This is a genomic window from Brevibacillus parabrevis, assembly GCF_022701015.1.
Classification (GTDB): Bacteria; Bacillota; Bacilli; order Brevibacillales; family Brevibacillaceae; genus Brevibacillus; species Brevibacillus parabrevis.
Genome location: NZ_CP064090.1, coordinates 4141589 through 4157619 on the forward strand (window position 1 = coordinate 4141589; position 16031 = coordinate 4157619).

The 16031-nt window shown below is 52.1% G+C and carries 14 protein-coding genes and 2 riboswitches; of the genes, 1 reads left to right on the plus strand and 13 read right to left on the minus strand.

Annotated elements, in window-relative coordinates:
- Positions 1-18: 18 nt before the first annotated feature.
- The 11 genes from IRJ17_RS18735 to nrdI all read right to left on the minus strand — a co-directional run bounded on the left by IRJ17_RS18735 (position 19) and on the right by nrdI (position 13677).
- Positions 19-906, minus strand: coding sequence for a MurR/RpiR family transcriptional regulator (locus tag IRJ17_RS18735; RefSeq protein ID WP_063231037.1), 888 nt, complete (start codon positions 904-906; stop codon positions 19-21).
- 290 nt (positions 907-1196) lie between these two features.
- On the minus strand, positions 1197-1820 hold the full coding sequence (locus IRJ17_RS18740) for a DUF2997 domain-containing protein (RefSeq protein WP_122963313.1): 624 nt from the start codon (positions 1818-1820) through the stop codon (positions 1197-1199).
- Between the two features lie 17 nt (positions 1821-1837).
- Positions 1838-3460, minus strand: coding sequence for an AAA family ATPase (locus tag IRJ17_RS18745; protein WP_242771502.1), 1623 nt, complete (start codon positions 3458-3460; stop codon positions 1838-1840).
- 13 nt (positions 3461-3473) lie between these two features.
- Positions 3474-4043 (minus strand): 4Fe-4S single cluster domain-containing protein, encoded by a 570-nt coding sequence (locus tag IRJ17_RS18750; RefSeq protein ID WP_173595951.1) that lies wholly within the window; start codon positions 4041-4043, stop codon positions 3474-3476.
- A 10-nt stretch (positions 4044-4053) separates the two neighbouring features.
- Complete coding sequence (locus IRJ17_RS18755) at positions 4054-5037, minus strand: hypothetical protein (RefSeq protein ID WP_173595950.1); 984 nt, start codon at positions 5035-5037, stop codon at positions 4054-4056.
- 132 nt (positions 5038-5169) lie between these two features.
- Positions 5170-5646, minus strand: coding sequence for an acyl-CoA thioesterase (locus IRJ17_RS18760; protein WP_229049910.1), 477 nt, complete (start codon positions 5644-5646; stop codon positions 5170-5172).
- 31 nt (positions 5647-5677) lie between these two features.
- Complete coding sequence (gene metE / locus IRJ17_RS18765; RefSeq protein WP_242771504.1) at positions 5678-7963, minus strand: 5-methyltetrahydropteroyltriglutamate--homocysteine S-methyltransferase; 2286 nt, start codon at positions 7961-7963, stop codon at positions 5678-5680.
- Between the two features lie 140 nt (positions 7964-8103).
- A riboswitch (cobalamin riboswitch) is annotated at positions 8104-8304 on the minus strand.
- Positions 8305-8462: 158 nt separating this feature from the next.
- Positions 8463-9815: a branched-chain amino acid transport system II carrier protein gene (gene brnQ, locus IRJ17_RS18770; protein ID WP_122963318.1), complete on the minus strand. Its 1353-nt coding sequence runs from the start codon at positions 9813-9815 to the stop codon at positions 8463-8465.
- 428 nt (positions 9816-10243) lie between these two features.
- Positions 10244-11197 (minus strand): class 1b ribonucleoside-diphosphate reductase subunit beta, encoded by a 954-nt coding sequence (gene nrdF / locus IRJ17_RS18775; protein WP_122963319.1) that lies wholly within the window; start codon positions 11195-11197, stop codon positions 10244-10246.
- A gap of 49 nt (positions 11198-11246) precedes the next feature.
- Positions 11247-13331: a class 1b ribonucleoside-diphosphate reductase subunit alpha gene (nrdE, locus tag IRJ17_RS18780; protein ID WP_063231041.1), complete on the minus strand. Its 2085-nt coding sequence runs from the start codon at positions 13329-13331 to the stop codon at positions 11247-11249.
- Positions 13318-13677 (minus strand): class Ib ribonucleoside-diphosphate reductase assembly flavoprotein NrdI, encoded by a 360-nt coding sequence (nrdI, locus tag IRJ17_RS18785; protein ID WP_173595946.1) that lies wholly within the window; start codon positions 13675-13677, stop codon positions 13318-13320. The genes nrdE and nrdI overlap by 14 nt, the downstream gene beginning before the upstream one ends.
- A gap of 154 nt (positions 13678-13831) precedes the next feature.
- Positions 13832-14029, minus strand: a riboswitch (cobalamin riboswitch).
- Between the two features lie 173 nt (positions 14030-14202).
- Here nrdI and IRJ17_RS18790 point away from each other — a divergent pair.
- The gene (locus tag IRJ17_RS18790; RefSeq protein WP_173598778.1) at positions 14203-15024 is read left to right on the plus strand and encodes an alpha/beta hydrolase; all 822 of its coding nucleotides are present in this window, start codon (positions 14203-14205) and stop codon (positions 15022-15024) included.
- 113 nt (positions 15025-15137) lie between these two features.
- Here IRJ17_RS18790 and IRJ17_RS18795 read toward each other — a convergent pair whose 3' ends face one another.
- A complete protein-coding gene (locus IRJ17_RS18795; RefSeq protein WP_063231043.1) occupies positions 15138-15650 on the minus strand; it encodes an ACT domain-containing protein in 513 nt (170 codons plus the stop codon).
- Positions 15651-15684: 34 nt separating this feature from the next.
- Positions 15685-16017 carry a hypothetical protein gene (locus IRJ17_RS18800; protein ID WP_122963321.1) on the minus strand — a complete coding sequence of 111 codons (333 nt, stop codon included), beginning with the start codon at positions 16015-16017 and terminating at the stop codon, positions 15685-15687.
- Positions 16018-16031 lie beyond the last annotated feature (14 nt).

The following is a 16031-nucleotide window of genomic DNA, read 5'->3' on the forward strand; positions in this document are numbered from 1 at the left end:
GGTCGCATAATGGCTGTTTCAATAAATCGTGAAGTCGTCCTCCCCCTCTCCCACGAACGAATAAAGCGTCGAGCTGATTTCGTCATAGTGCTGGAGCCTTTTTTGCACAGAGACGGGGTCGTGGATCATGACGCCTTTGACAAGGGCATTCAGCACAGAGAACAAGGTAGGCATGCCGCTGGTGGCGACCGGCTGCGGCGTGGAGATTTTCAACAACAAGTCTGCCGCCTGGCTGATCGGGGCCAGCTCGCCTTCGGTAATCGCCAGCACCTTCGCGCCCAAAGCTTTTGCCGAGTTCACCATCGCTACTGTTTCACTCGGATGGCGAGGAAAGGACAGCGCAATCACAAGCCACTCCTGATCCCGCTCGGTCAAAAAATAGTCGGCATTGTCTACCGCTCCTGTGTATAAATGGGTGTTGCCCTTGATCGCGTTTAAGGTAGAAAACAGCCACTTCGCCGGGATGTGGCACCAGCGAAAACCGACGACAACGATGCGGTTGGCGGAAATGATGCTCTGCACGGCCTGGTGCAACAACTCGTAGTCGATCTGGTGCAAAGCTTGCTGGAGGTAGGCGATATCGGTTTCCATGACTTGGTGGGCGTAATTGTTGCGCGTCAGTGCGGCCTCCGTGTCGCGGTACTTCTGGATCGGCCCTTTCGTCTGCTCGCTGGTCAAGAGCGATTTCTTGATCTCCTGCTGCAGCTCGGTATAGCCGGAATAACCTAGCGCGTAGCAAAAACGAATGACCGTCGCTTCGCTCGTATTGGTCAGCTCGGCGATTTTTTTGGCTGTGTGGATCGCGAGCAGGCTCGGCTTTTCGAGGGCGATTTTGGAGATGATTTTTTGGCTGGCTGTCAAGTTTCCATACTGCTTGCGAATCCGTTCCGTTATGAGCTGATCCATGCCGGAAAACTCCTTTGCGGTTGCTTTGCGAACCTATTTTCAAGAATAGTATATATCTTGAAATAATTCACTTCAATACATCTTGGAAAATGTAGTTTATCCTTCATTTTGAAGCGAAAAAACGCATTTTGACAGGAGTTATTGCACTTTTCGCAAGGCAAGATTGCAGGCGGAAAAACCGGGGTGGTTTGCATGTCGCCTCCTTTTTCAACCGGGCAAAAGTTGATTGAAAAAGAAAAAGACCGTCGCATCCGGCATGGAGTGCGGCGATCTTGCGGTTGCCTGTTGTGCTAATATAACCTCAAAATTTGAATCTGCTGATCTTCCACTGTCGCGTTGTACTCATGTGTCCATGTTCGTTCCAGCTCGCTTGGGCTGGAGAGCTTTTGCTCGATTCCTTCCGTCAACTCCGCACAGGAACGTCCCAGCACGCCTTCGACCGCTTCTTCAACCGTTCCCTGCTCGTTCATGGAAATCCGCAGCTTCCGCGCATCTGTTCCGATCGTCAGCACATAGGAAATCACTTGCCCGCTCTTTTCCTCGCTTACCGTCACCGTTCCTCCCGCAGCCACAATCGAGTCGCGCAGAGCTTCGACGGTTCCCTGCAAATACCCCTCCCTGATTTCGGAGAGCAGCGATGCGGAGCGCTGGCGAAGGAGGCCAGGCGACAAATCATGCGATTCAAAGTAAGGGATAAGCCCGTCTTTTGTCTCCTCGAAATAGACGTGAATCCCATCCTTGAACCCGGTCAGCAGCTTGCCGAGCACAGTTCCGCCAATCATCAATTCTTTACTGAACATGTTTTTGTATTCTGTCCAGACAACGTTCTCCGGCTGGTAGCCCAAAGTTCGCAACGCTCGAAAAAGCGTGCGTTTGTCCTGGAATGACATCGAAAATGTCGTGCAGTGGCTCAAGCGAATCCCTCCCCGGGCTAAAAATCGATATTTCTGCCGACTGCCTCCTCGCGAGCGACTCCATCTGCCATGGCATTTGCCGGGCTTGCTGGGCTTGCCAGGCTGGCGCGGACGGCAAACTCTTTTGCCCACGAACGCAGCTTCTCGATTTCCTCCCGCCTGGCTTTAGCCAAGGGAACTGTGCGCTGCATGGCCAGCAAAATATCTTCCGTGTCGATATCCCGATCTTTTTCCTCGGGATTACTGCGCTTCGCAAAGGCATCGATCAGCCCTTCATGGAGCGAAGCCTCAATCTCGGCACCCGTCAGGCGTATGCCTTCCCCCCAGTATTTCTCGCCCGATACTTCGACGAGCTTATCGATGTCAAAACGGGCCGGGTTGCGCTTCAGTCGCTCCAGATGGATTTTGAGAATTTCTTCGCGCTCTTCCGGTGTAGGCAAGTCCACGAAAAAGATTTCGTCAAACCGTCCTTTTCGCAAAAGCTCTGCTGGAAGCTGCTCGATCTTGTTGGCAGTCGCGAAGACAAATACAGGACTCTTTTTCTCCTGCATCCAGGTCAACAACGTTCCAAAAATGCGCGTGGCGACTCCCCCGTCGGAAAAACCGCTGCCCACGCCGGACAAGCCTTTCTCGATTTCATCGATCCAGACGATCGACGGCGATACGGCTTCACACATCATGAGCGCCGAGCGAATATTCGCTTCGGACGAACCGACGATGCCCGCGAATACCCGTCCCAAGTCCAGGCGGAGCAGCGGCATTTGCCAAGCAGCCGCCACACTTTTCGCACACAAGCTTTTTCCGCAACCGGGAACGCCGACCAGCATGACCCCTTTTGGCCACTGGATGCCGAACTGTCTCGCTTCCTCCGAGTACGACGCTTTTCGTCTCAGCAGCCAGCGCTTCAAGTTTTCCAGTCCGCCGATCTGCTCCAGGTTCAATGATTCTGTCGAGATGTATTCCAGAACCCCCGATTTTCGCACAATCTGCTTCTTCTCTTCCAAAATGGTAGAGACATCGCTTGCGGATATTCCGCGATTTTTTACCAGCGCCTTCGCCAAACAGTTCTCGATCTCGTTGCGCCCCAAACCTACGGCGGCCCGGGCAAGCGCTTCTATGACTTCTGGGGATTGGTCGATCACGACGCCCGGACGGCCGACGTACGCATCAGTAAAGCTGCGGATGATTTGCTTTACTTCATCCAGGTCAGGCAGAGGGAGGTCGAGAATCGTGATCTCATGCTGCAGCTCTACAGGAATTTCCAGGGAAGGAGCGATGATAATCGAATTGGAAGGGAAGCCTGTCCGCGTCTTTTGCGCAAATTCGCGAAACGTTCTGATGTTTACATGCGATCCGCGCAGCAGCGGGTGCAGATCAAACCATAAAAACAGCGTAGGCTCTTTCGCCAAATCTTCGGCCATCGTCAGAGCGATGCGAAAATCTGTGCTCTTGTGGTCAAGCTCTTCCCCGTTCAGCACAAGACCTTTTGTCGCTGTCCATGTCACAATCCGCTTGTTCAGGCTGGCGCCAATCCCTTGGAACACATCGAGCGCCCGCTCCTCTTCCGATGTAAAAATGTACAGGATGCTGTATCTGGCGCGAATCAGATACTCCACTTCCTTGACAAAATCTTGCAGCATGTATGTACTCCTCCTACAGCCATGTGTACAGGCTCGATTGAATATTCGCGGTAGGAAAACCAGTCAGATGCAAGGAACGCTCCCCTTGAACCAGTTCGACTTTTCGTTGGGGAATCAACTCTTCCGGCGTGATCCGGTTCGTCAGCACAATCAGTTTCTTGCCATGCCAAATCTCCTCCGACTGCGCCTGATAAGGCCCCGCAATCGCCACGTCAAACAGAAGCAAGGCTTTGCGCTTTTCCTCGCAACGCAAAATTGCTTCCGCTGTATAGCCTGTGAACAAAAGGACGGTGCCCGAGTGAACCTGGCGAAACGACTGAACCAGCCGCCTTACTTGCTCCGGCTGATCCAGCGGTTCTCCTCCGGAAACGGTCAGTCCGTCAACTGGCAGCCGTCCCAGTTCTTGCCCTAAAGAGTCTGGTTCATAGAGCCGACCGCCTTGCTTGTCCGGGTGCGTATTCGGATTAAAGCAGCCGCGGCAGCCAATGGAGCAGCCTTGCACCCAGACGACAGCACGGTTGCCAGGTCCGTTTACCCTGCTTTGCTTGCATATTTCATGGACTCGCAATGACTGCGCCAACATGCTCTCCCTCCTACAAGTCCAACTGCCTTCCTGTCGCACCTGTCTTTCTCGGTACTTGCCCGCTGTCGTTGTTGCTGGCCGCACTTGACGGAAGCTCAATTTCCCGAATGACCACCCTTGGCTTTTCACTAGGTGCGTGTTCCTGAAGTTCGGGACGCGGCATCATCCGCCCATCGCGAATAAGAGCGGGTGTACCGGGTGAAGCAGTCTGAAGAGCTTCATCCAACGCTTGCAAAAAATGCGAGACAAACTCTTCGGGGGAATCCTGAAAGCTTTTTCCGTCCAGCTTCAGGCGAACAGCGTTATCATGGACGGTCCCGATCAGCAGAAGCAAGCCTTCGCCATTCTTTCCGCTGCCGACGATGCCAAGCTTTTGGATATCGCGCAGCCGACATTCCATCCGCACGGCTTCGTGCCGCTCCTGCATGACGATGCAGACGAGCGCGTCCTGTTTGACCAAAAAGATTTTGTTGTTGGGCTGCACATGTCGCCAGCTCTCGAAATCTTTGTACAGCGCCTTCACGATATCTTTTGGCGTAATAATCCCGATTTCCTCCAGCTCAAACAAGGTGGCATCGTCAATTTTCGTATGTACCTTGATCCGGCGCTTCATTACGAACTGCAAGTAAACAAGCGCGGAAAGGCCGATAAACAGCGTAGGCCCGACAGAAAGCTTTGTGATCAGGCTGAACAAAATCAAGCCAGCCATGCCAATTTGGGTGTACGTGATCACTTTGATTTTTTGTTCTCCTGTCTTGCGAAAAAACGAGAACCCTTTTCCGGGCTGATAGTCGGCAAGCTGGTTTTGCAGCATTCTTTTAAATTTTCCAATCGCCCAAATGCCAGGTACAACAAACACCAACCCCAACAGGAGCAGAAGAAAATTGCCCGTCATGATGCCGAACAGTGACATCAATCCGAAAAAGGCGCTGGTGATCCAAAGTGTCCTGATTTTCTTGTGAATCTCTGCAACTGCTTCGTTCTGGTTTTGCAAGTTTGTGCCCAACCTCCACTCCATTATTTACTACTTTTTTCCTACGCCTATTATAGTAGAGACAAGAAGGTGAGTAAATAAATCGGTGCCAGCAAAAAACCCCCACCACAGTGAGGGTTTTGCTGCAAAATTCTATTGTTCCGCTTTGCGCTGTTTTCTCAATGCGTAGCGGTGCTTTGCCTTTTCATGCTGGATGCGCTCTTCTTCCGTCTCGGGAATGACAGCCGGCACTAACGTTGGCTTTCCTTGGTCGTCGAGCGCGATCATCGTCAAGTACGCCCTCGCTGTCATTTTCTTTTCGCCCGTCAGCAAATTTTCCGACTCGACCTTGACGAACACTTCCATCGACGTGTTGTGTGTCCAGGTGACGTATGCTTCCAGATTGATCGCTTCGCCCGTTTTGATCGGCGCGAGAAAATCAAAGGAATCGCTGGAAGCAGTGACGACGGGCTTCCGGCAATGACGCATCGCCGCTATGCAGGCGATTTTGTCGACGTACGCCATGACTTTTCCGCCAAAAATCGTATTGTGATGGTTCGTATCCGGCGGGAACACGAGATCAGTCAAATAGGTTCGGGATTGTCCGGTCGGGCATGCTTCTGTTGCCATCTGTGCTGCTCCTCTCGTTGCCATCATACGATTATGCTTTTTGTGTCAAACGGTCACGCACAGCATGCGTCGCCGCCACCATGTTTTTCAAAGCTTCCACTGTCTCTGCTCTTCCGCGCGTCTTCAGACCGCAATCCGGGTTGATCCAGAATTGGGCTGGCGGCAATACTTGCACGCCGCGCGACACCATCTCTTCGATCTCCGCGACAGCTGGAACGCGCGGGCTGTGGATGTCGTATACGCCCAGGCCGATTCCTTTATCGTACGTGCAAGTCTCGAAGACGGAGACAAGCTCGCCGTGGCTGCGGGACGTCTCGATCGAGATGACGTCGGCATCCAGCTCGCTGATGACGTCGATGAAGTCGTGAAATTCGCAATAGCACATATGCGTGTGAATTTGCGTGCTCGCGGCAACTGTCGAGGTAGCCACGCGGAACGATTTGACGGCCCAGTCCAGATACGCCGCCCTGTCTGCCTGCTTGAGCGGCAAGCCTTCCCGCAGCGCAGGCTCATCCACCTGAATCATGCGGATTCCCGCCGCTTCCAGCGCCTCCACTTCTGCTTGCAGCGCCAGGGCGATCTGTTCGCACACCTCTTGGCGGGACACGTCATCGCGGACAAATGACCAGTTCAAAATGGTCGCCGGGCCTGTCAGCATGCCTTTTACTGGTTTTTCCGTCAACGACTTGGCGTATACGCTCTCTTTGACGGTCATGGGAGCGACGAACTGCACATCGCCGTAGATGACAGGTGGCTTGACGCAACGGGAACCGTACGACTGAACCCAGCCATTTTTCGTGAAGACGAAGCCGTCGAGCTTTTCCCCGAAATATTCGACCATGTCTGTCCGTTCAAACTCGCCGTGGACAAGCACGTCCAGCCCGATCTCTTCCTGAATCGCAATCCACTGCTTGATTTGCTCCGCGATGAAGGCATCGTACTGCTCGACTGTCCAGTTCCCTTTTTTGTACTGCTGTCTGGCCTGACGAACCTCTGCCGTCTGCGGGAAACTGCCGATCGTCGTTGTAGGCAAAAGCGGCAGCTTCCAGGCGGCTTGCTGGATATCGCGGCGCTCGTGGAACGGCACGTCGCGTTTGGCTTCTGTCGTCTCCAGCGCTTTTCGAGCCTGCTGTACTTTCTCCCGGTTTCTCGCCGGAGACTCGGCCAGGCGGAGCAAGTCCTTTTCGTTCTGGGCAATTTCCTTCGATATAACATACTTTCCAAATCGGAATCCTTGGACTAAAAGCTGCACTTCTCCCAATTTTTCGTCCGCAAAGGCTAATGCCGCTTGAACTTCCCCAGGCAAATCGGTTTCTGCTTCAACAGTGACGGGAACATGCAACAGGCTGCTCGATGGCTGTAGCCAAATTCGGTCCGGGTCGACCACATTGCTGATCGTCTTGACCAGCTCCCACTTTTCCTCCAGGGCCGAGCGCCAAATGTTGCGGCCATCGACGATTCCTGCGCCGAGCACTTTTTCCTGCGGGAAGCCATGTGCCGTCAGGTTGGCCAAATTCGCTTTTCCTCCGTGGACAAAGTCCAGGCCCAAGCCTTCCACTGGCAGCGCGATCAGCTCCTCGTACCAATCCACCGCTTCGAAATACGTCTGAACCATCAGCTTGAGGTGTGGCAGCGCCTGACTGAACTGTTCGTACACCCGGCGAATAAGCGCTCTGTCCTGCTCGGAAATATCTTGGACGAAAGCCGGCTCATCGATTTGCACCCATTCCACGCCATGCAGTTCGAGTTCACGAAGCACGTCCACGTAAAGCGGCACGATCTGATCGACAACGCGTTCGAACTCGTCCTTCGCATATCCTTTCGCCAGCTTGACAAACGTGTACGGCCCGACAATCACCGGCTTCCCGACGATGCCCAGCTGATCCCTGGCCTCCAGGTACGCTTTCAGCGGCCTGTTCTCTGCCAGCACTGGCGGGCGTTCGCCAAACTCAGGAACGATGTAGTGATAGTTCGTATTGAACCACTTGGTCATTTCGCTTGCGACAGCTTCTTTGTTGCCGCGCGCCATGGCGAAGTACGTATCGAGCGGTACCGGGCCGCCATCATAGGCAAAACGCTTCGGAACGAGTCCGAACATGACAGCCATGTCCAGCATGTGATCGTAGTAAGTAAAGTCGTTGACGGGAATCCACTCGATGCCTTTGTCTTTTTGCTTGATCAGATGCTGCTGGCGGATTTGCTCCATTTGCGCAAGAAACGCTGACTCTTCCAATTTGCCTGCCCAAAAGGACTCCAATGCTTTTTTCCACTCCCGGTCTTTGCCGATTCGCGGATATCCCAGGTTGCTGCTTTTCATGAGCTTTCTCTCCCATCCATTGAAGGTATTTGTAAAGCCAATCAAAAAAGGCACTTCCAACGGTCAAAAAGAACGTTAGAAATGCCAAATAAGCACTGAGATCACAGCATCCTAACACCTCCCTATCTCCCGTAGGTTAAGCAGTGTTGTCGAAACAGGCAGGTCTCCTGACTTGAGGATCACGATCTGCACAACGCCTTCCCAGTCCGTCTCGACCAGTGGCTTATCGCTGTGCAAACTCCCCTCATACAGTGGCGGGACCGTGTCGGATTCTCACCGACTTCCCTTTTCATCCTTGCGCCGATTTTCGCGGCCAAGGAACCTGTTCCCACTCATATGAAATTGTCGGTATGAGTGCATGTGCTCTCGCATCTAGCAAAAGAGCACCTTTCTCCTTACAGTAACACGTAAACCAGTTTTTGTCATGCTAAACTATTTCCACTCACCAAAATTATTTCAAAGTTCAGCCTGATTGCCTCTACTCTGCCAGCTTTCCGGTTTATTGCTTGGTCAGTCGCAGCTCCTGTGCCCGCAGAGAAGGTTTGCGAATCATGTAAATAGTGTAGCCGATCACAGCGCCTGCAACAGCGGGCAGCATCCAGCCAAGCCCGATCGTATACATCGGCAAGTAGCGAGTAAAGAAGTCGTTGATGACGGGAAGCTGGGCACCTGCCGCGTTCAGTCCGTCAAACAGGCTGATCAGAAAAGTAGCGAGCAAGCTTCCCTGATACACCTCTGGTCGTCCGCCAAATCCTTTGTGCATAAACGTTAAAAAGACGAGGGAAATCGCAATCGGGTACATGGTCATCAAGATCGGAACCGACACTTTGATCAGCGCCGTCAAGCCGATATTGGCGACGAGTGTACTGAACACAGCCAGAATGACGGCAAACTTTTTATACGAGATCGCCGGAAACAGCGAATGGAAAAACGAAGAGCAAGCTGTAATGAGACCGACGCTGGTGGTCAGGCATGCGATCGTAATCATGAGGCCGAGCAAAACGGCGCCGTAAGAGCCGAAGTAGTAATTGGACACCTTGGCCAAAATTTGCGCCCCGTTTTCCAGATGACCAAGCTTCTCCACACTGGAAGCGCCCATATAGGCAAGCACCGTGTAGAAGAACGCCAGGAGTGCGCCCGCGATCATCGTTGCTTTTGCGCACGTGAGCAAAATTTGCTTTTTCGCCGTGATGCCTCTTTGCTTGATCGCATTCACGATGATGATTCCAAACACAAATGCCCCCAAAGCGTCCAAGGTTAAATAGCCGTCCTGAAAGCCTTTGTAAAACGCTTTGGACTGATAATCCGTCACAGGTGCTTGCAGCGCGCCAATCGGGAACAAAATCGCCGTCAACACAATCACGCCGATAAAAGTCAGCTTGATCGGTGTCAAGACTTTTCCGACTACATTGATAATTTTTCCAGGATTGAGAGATAACAGGCAAGCGAGTGTAAAGAACAAGACGGTGAAGACGATCAGTGGAACCGGACCAGCTTGCTCGGACAAAAATGGCTTGATTCCGATCTCAAACGAGACGTTCCCGGATCGCGGAATAGCGAAAAACGGCCCGATTGCCAAGTAGAGCAAAATCGTAAACACAAGACCAAATACCGGATGCACACGACTCGCCAACGAACGCAAATCATCCATTCCCGAATAAACCAACGCGATAATTGCGAGCAGCGGCAGCCCGACTCCCGTCACCAGGAAGCCCGCATTGGCCGTCCATACGTTCGTTCCAGCCATTTGCCCCAGCATTGGTGGAAAAATCAGATTCCCCGCTCCGAAGAACAGAGCGAACAGCATAAAGCCGATGATGAGGATGAACGAAGAAGAACCTTTTTGATGCATGACACAAACCCTCCTGTAATTCCAAAGCAAAGGTGCTTTTCAGCAACCCTCTGATTAGTGAAAAAATTCACACAATCACTCCGCCCGCTCATGCCCCAACAACCGGGATCAGATCGAGCGGGAATAATTGTCAGATAAATCAGTCGACCAAATCGGTAATCGATGACCAGATCGCTTCTCGCTTGCCACTTCCGCGCTGATCACGATTCTATCTGGACAACCAGAAGTAAAACAGCTCGTTACGTCATTTATTTATAACATAAATATAAATGAAAAGATATTGAAAATAGGCGATTCATTTCCTTCCCATCTATTAAAATATTATTTATCGAGCAAACCTCACGTATATTCTACTGGCGCATTTTCGGATCGGAATCGAAAAAAGACTGCCAATGAGCGGCAGTCTTTTTAAACATACGTTTAACTTTTTACTCAAAGCGGAAATCATCATCTGTCAGCGGCTCGACGTTGAGCGTGCGGACATAGCCATTTCCTTTTTTCGAGAAGAAATCATGCTGCTTCGTATGCGTCCGAATCCCGTTCAAAACGATCGGATTGACTTCTTCCTCCGGGAAGAACGGGTCCAGTCCCAGGTTCATCAACGCTTTGTTCGCGTTGTAACGCACGTAAGCCAGCACTTCGTCCGCCAAGCCAATTTCCGTATATAGAGACACGGTATACGCCTCTTCGTTCTCATGCAGCTCGTGTAACAACGCGTACAGCTCCTCTTTCACAGCTGTCTGCTCGACGACGCTGAGGCGTTGATACACTTCTTGCGCAAGCACGCCGACGTACAGTCCGTGAATGCTTTCGTCGCGCACAATCAGGTCGATGATCTCGCCACTGCTCGTCATCTTGCCCTGTCCAGCCAAAAAGAGCGGGTAGAAGAAGCCGCTGTAAAACAAATAGCTTTCCAGAAAAACAGAGGCAACCATCGCCATGTACAAGTCTTTCGCTGTCTCGATGCTTTGATAACGTTGCGAGATCAACGCCGCTTTCTTTTGCAGATGCGGATTGCGCTCCACCCAGGCAAAAATCTCGTCGATTTCTTCGGTGGCAGCCAAAGTCGTGAAAATGCTGCTGTAAGACTTGGCGTGAATTTGCTCCATCATGCCCATGAAAGCCAGGACGGCTTTTCGCTGCAATCCGTCCACATGCTCCATGATTTTCGGCATCCCGACGCCGCCTTGCACCGTATCGAGCAAGGTAAGGCCACCGAGCACTTTTTTATACGTGTCCCGCTCGGTAGCGCTCAGCTCCATCCAGGACATTTTGTCGTCCGACAGCGGAATCTCGTCATCGGTCCAGAACTGCATGATGTTCTGATTCCAAAACGTCATCGTAAAATCGTCGTCCGGCCTGTTCCAATTGACTGCTTTCATAAGGCGTTCCTCTTCTCTATCAACTTGTTCCAATGACCTACATCTGTTGTTAAACGGCGCAGCTAATGCACTCTTCTACCGTCAGATGCTTGGTGCGCGTGTAGTAGAGCGACTTCAAGCCTTTTTTCGCCGCGTAAATATAGTAGCGAGCCAGCTCTCTTGTCGAGATGTTGCTGTTGACGTGCAGCACGGTAGAAATCCCTTGATCCACATGCTCCTGGATTTCGGCAATCAGATCGATGACTTTGAACTGGTCGATCACATAGGCAGACTTGTAGTAAAAATAGTTCTCTTGCGTCAAGTACGGCATCGGGTAGTACGTGGTCGAGTTCGCATACGTTCTCGTCTCGATATGCTCCACGATCGGCATTACGCTCGATGTCGCATTCTGAATGTAGGAAATGCTCTGTGTCGGAGCAATCGCCAGACGATAGGCATGATACAGCCCGTTCTCCTGCACTTTTTGCTTGAGAGAAGCCCAGTCCTCTGGCGTCGGAATGTGCACGCCCTCGAACAGCTGCTTGCCTTTTTCCGTACGCGGACGGTAATCGGTTGCGAGATATTTGTCAAAATAAGTGCCCTTGGCGTACTCCGACTGCTCAAAGCCCATGAAGGTTTCCCCTTTTGCCTTGGCAATCTCGGCGCTCATCTCCAGCGAGTAAAAGTTCATCATCATGAAGAACGTGCGGGCAAAATCTTTTGCTTCTTCACTCTCATACGCGATTTTGTTTTTCGCGAGGTAGCCGTTGAGGTTCATCGCACCCAATCCGACAGAGTGCAGCTCGCGGTTCGCTTTTTGCACGCCCGGCGCATTTTCCACACGGGTTACATCGCTGACGGACGTAATCGCTTCGATGCCTTCGCGCACGGATTCACGGATTTTTTTGTGCTCCATCACGTTGACGATGTTCAGGGAAGCCAGATTGCAGCTGATGTCGCGGCGGATGATGTCTTCCTCGCCGTAATTCGTGATCGTGGTAGTCTCCTGCAACTGGAAAATTTCCGTGCACAGGTTGGACATTTTGACCGCTCCAATATCTTTGAGCGCGTGGTTTTTGTTCGCATTCGTCTTGTTCATGATGTACGGATAGCCCGATTCCATCTGGATCATCGCGATCTTGGTAAGCATCTCGCGGGCGCTCATGACGATCTTTTTCTTGATGCGCTCGTTTGCGACCAACTCGTCGTACATCTGATCGAGATCCAGATCATCCAGATGAACGCCGTATTCCTTGTAGACCGAATAAGGAGCGAACACGGTCAGAGGCTTGTTCTCCTCTGCCAGCTTGTAAAACACATTCGGCACAATCAGGCCGATCGACAATGTCTTGATCCGCGATTTTTCGTCAGCGTTGATCTTTTTGCAATCGAGAAACTCGTTGATGTCCCAGCCAAAAATGTTGTAATAAGCTGCCCCGGAGCCTTTGCGCTGTCCCATCTGGTCGGCGTAGGAAAACGCATCTTCCAAAAGCTTGAGTACAGGCATGACGCCTTTGGCTGCGCCCTCGACGCCTTTGATCGGCTCTCCCCGCCCGCGAAGCTTGGACAGATTGACCGCTACGCCGCCGCCGATTTTCGAGAGCTGCATGCAAGTTCCGAGCACGTAGTTGATCGAGTTCAGGGAGTCGTCCATTTCCAGCAAGAAGCAGGAGACCATTTCCCCGCGGCGGCTTTTCCCTGCATTGAGGAATGTCGGTGTAGCCGGCTGGAGACGCTGTTCCATCATGGAAACAGTCAGGCGCTTCGCAAGCTCGAAGTCTCCGCGGCCGAGCGAGAGAGCAACAATCGCTACCCGATCCGGGTACTGCTCCAAATACGTGGACTTGTCGTCCGTTTTCAGAGCGTAGTCTTTGTAAAACTTGGAGATGGCCATGTACGACGCGAATTGAAAACCAGTGTCATGCGCCAGTCGGAAAACTTCGTCGACCTGTTCAACGGTGTAGTCCTCATACACATTTTCATAAAAATCATGCTGGATCAAATAGTCCATCCGCTCTTTGACACTGTTGAAGGTCATGGTCTTCGCCTGCACTTCCTCCATGAAGACGGCGACTGCCTCTCTGTCTTTTTCCAATTGGTAAAACCCGTCGTTTCCACGCTGCATTAGTTGGTTGTTCAATTCAATGTGCCGCAATTGCTGCCACCCCACTCGTAAATTGTTCCACGTCACGGCCGGTACCGGACAATTCAAACTTGGAAATCACCGGAACGCCATACTGGATCGCGATTGTATCTGCGCTTTTGGCAAAGCTGGTGCCCCAGTTGCGATTGCCGCTGGCAGACACTCCGCGCAAATAGACATGATTTCGCTTCAGGAAACGGTCCACCTTCTCTGGCACCTGCCCGAAGCCTGTCGTGTACGTCACCAGGATGAACGGCTCGTCTAGCACCATCTCCGGATCGATTTCCACGCGCGGCAGATCGATTTTGTTTACGAATCGTCTCACGTTTCCTGTTTTTGAATCAAAAGCGATTATCATGTCCCTCATCCTTTACTGCAATTGTATACTTTTTAGCCAAAGTAAAAGCGCATTCGACGCCAAAATGTCGAATGCGCATGATGATTCCCATCGTATCCATTCAGCATGACAAACGAATGGAGCGCTCGAACACTTCCCTATCTTCCGTAGGTTACACAGTGCTTGCAGTCAGGCAGGTCTCCTGGCTTGGGGTCATTGCTCCATTTGGCCTTCCCGATTGGCTCAATCAGTGGCGATCACAAGCAAATGGAACTCTCTCATCACAGTGGCGGGACCGCGTCGGAATCTCACCGACTTCCCTATTAAGTCTACCAAATATAGCGTGGTAAACACCTGTCCGCATCAATATGTAGTTGGTAAAACTTACTTTACCTCAATATATCGTAGGAGTCAAGCTTGGCATGTTCAATTTTCGTAGTGATAATCTCTCTCATTTCTCTATTGCCAATCTCTGGTTTTCGTCCATATAATAGGTTTCGTGTACATAAAAGTTGACGCCTACGGACGAATGGAGAGTGACCCATGATGGACAGTACGACTTACGAGGCAGTAGCGATTCCCCGTTCCCAAACGAGAAAAATAACATACAACGATCGTACGTTCCACCTATTTGTGAGCACGCCAGACACAGCCCCGCCGCCAACAGGCTTTCCTGTCATCTATTTGCTGGACGCCAACTCGGTTTTCGGCACGATGACCGAAGCCATTCGCCTGCAATGCCGCGCTCCTGAAAAAACAGGCGTGCAACCAGCCATCGTCGTCGGCATCGGCTATCCGACGGAAGCGCCTTTCCATCCGTCCCGCTACTACGACTTCACGCATGTCGTTCCGCAAGACGAGCTGCCCGCTCATCCGCGCGGCGGAGAATGGCCGGAAATGGGCGGCGCCGAAAGGTTTCTTTCGTTTATCGAGAAAACGGTGAAGCCTGCTATCGAAAAAGATTTTCCTATCGATCGTACCCGCCAGACGATCTTCGGTCATTCTCTCGGCGGCTTGCTGGTGCTGCACGCCCTGTTGACGCGGCCGCACGAGTACCAATGCTATATCGCCGGCAGCCCGTCCATTCACTGGAACGAAAGCGTCCTGCTCGAAGAAGAGCGGCGCTTGCCTGAACGGCTTACAGACGAGCTGAAAGTCAGAGCGCTCCTGACGATCGGGGAACTGGAGAACGACGGGCGCTTCCACGTCAACGTCAAAGCTGAGGCCATGGCAAAAAGGCTGTCCGCTCTCGGCACAGGTCAGATACAAGCCACGTTCCGTCAATTCCCGGACGAAAATCACACCTCTGTCTTGCACGTCCTGATCAGCCACGCGATCCGCTTCGCTTCCAAAACCGCTGCCTGCTAACCAGGGCAGCTTTTTCTTTTCCCAAAACCGGCCAACAACCGCTCCACGCACGCAAAAAACCGCCCATACGAAACATATGAGCGGTCATGCACGCATTTCTGCTCTTTTTCGGCTTACTGGAGGGACAACACCTTGTTGATCTGCGGCAGCTCTTCAATCGCCGCTACAACTGTTGGCGTAATCTCTTCATCCGTGACGCAAACAAGCAGGGCGTTCTTCCCTTTTTGCTCGCGCGACACGTTCAGCTTGGAAATATTGATTTCGTGGTCAGCCAGTTTGCGGGATACGTCGTAAATGACCCCGGGATAGTCGGTATGGTGCACCAAAAGACCGTGACCGCCCGGCGGAATCCGACAGGCGCAGTAATTGATCTCACTGATGTACACCTCGCGCCAGTCCTGGGCGAACGTATATTTGTTCGCGCCCACGCGCAAATTCGCCAAATGGTTGGCGTATTCACCTGAGCTGTTTTGCACGGAAACGCCGCTGCCCAGCCCTTCCAGAAGCAAGGACGCGATCTGCTCTTTGTTTTCATGGGCCAAAATGCTCAAGGTTGCCCCTGCAAGCTGCGGCTCCAGTCTGCTAATCAATTGGGCCAACTCACGAAGTCCAGCGTATTGGGTCATGTAATGCCCTCACTCTCCCAGTCAAGGTTATCCTTCATTTCGGAAGAATCCACTCTTCCGGCTCTTTGATGATGGAGGAATGGTTTTCGGAACGGTACCAAGCTGTCAGGCTTTCCCCGTCCTTTTTGTACACAATGCGGTAAATCGTATTGCCTTTTCCGCTTTTGGCAAAAGGGCTTTCATCGGCAGGAACAGCGGTCACGCCGCCCGGTTCAATCACGCCGCCTTTTTCCTTGATGACAGCCTGGATCGTCGCCATGTGCTCACTGCTCGTAGCCGACATTCCCATGTAAGCGAGAAACCCCAAGAGGAGTGCTCCCGCCAAAAACGAAACGATAATCACTTTGGATTTTTTCGTTGCATCCACCAAGCGCTTCCCCC

What these genes read in the sequence shown, in the direction of transcription:
- IRJ17_RS18795 (WP_063231043.1), bottom strand. Translation starts at nt 15,650, where the DNA reads ATGACCCAATACGCTGGACTTCGTGAGTTGGCCCAATTGATTAGCAGA.
- nrdI (WP_173595946.1), bottom strand. Translation starts at nt 13,677, where the DNA reads ATGATAATCGCTTTTGATTCAAAAACAGGAAACGTGAGACGATTCGTA.
- IRJ17_RS18790 (WP_173598778.1), top strand. Translation starts at nt 14,203, where the DNA reads ATGGACAGTACGACTTACGAGGCAGTAGCGATTCCCCGTTCCCAAACG.
- nrdF (WP_122963319.1), bottom strand. Translation starts at nt 11,197, where the DNA reads ATGAAAGCAGTCAATTGGAACAGGCCGGACGACGATTTTACGATGACG.
- IRJ17_RS18750 (WP_173595951.1), bottom strand. Translation starts at nt 4,043, where the DNA reads ATGTTGGCGCAGTCATTGCGAGTCCATGAAATATGCAAGCAAAGCAGG.
- brnQ (WP_122963318.1), bottom strand. Translation starts at nt 9,815, where the DNA reads ATGCATCAAAAAGGTTCTTCTTCGTTCATCCTCATCATCGGCTTTATG.
- IRJ17_RS18745 (WP_242771502.1), bottom strand. Translation starts at nt 3,460, where the DNA reads ATGCTGCAAGATTTTGTCAAGGAAGTGGAGTATCTGATTCGCGCCAGA.
- IRJ17_RS18735 (WP_063231037.1), bottom strand. Translation starts at nt 906, where the DNA reads ATGGATCAGCTCATAACGGAACGGATTCGCAAGCAGTATGGAAACTTG.
- IRJ17_RS18760 (WP_229049910.1), bottom strand. Translation starts at nt 5,646, where the DNA reads ATGGCAACAGAAGCATGCCCGACCGGACAATCCCGAACCTATTTGACT.
- metE (WP_242771504.1), bottom strand. Translation starts at nt 7,963, where the DNA reads ATGAAAAGCAGCAACCTGGGATATCCGCGAATCGGCAAAGACCGGGAG.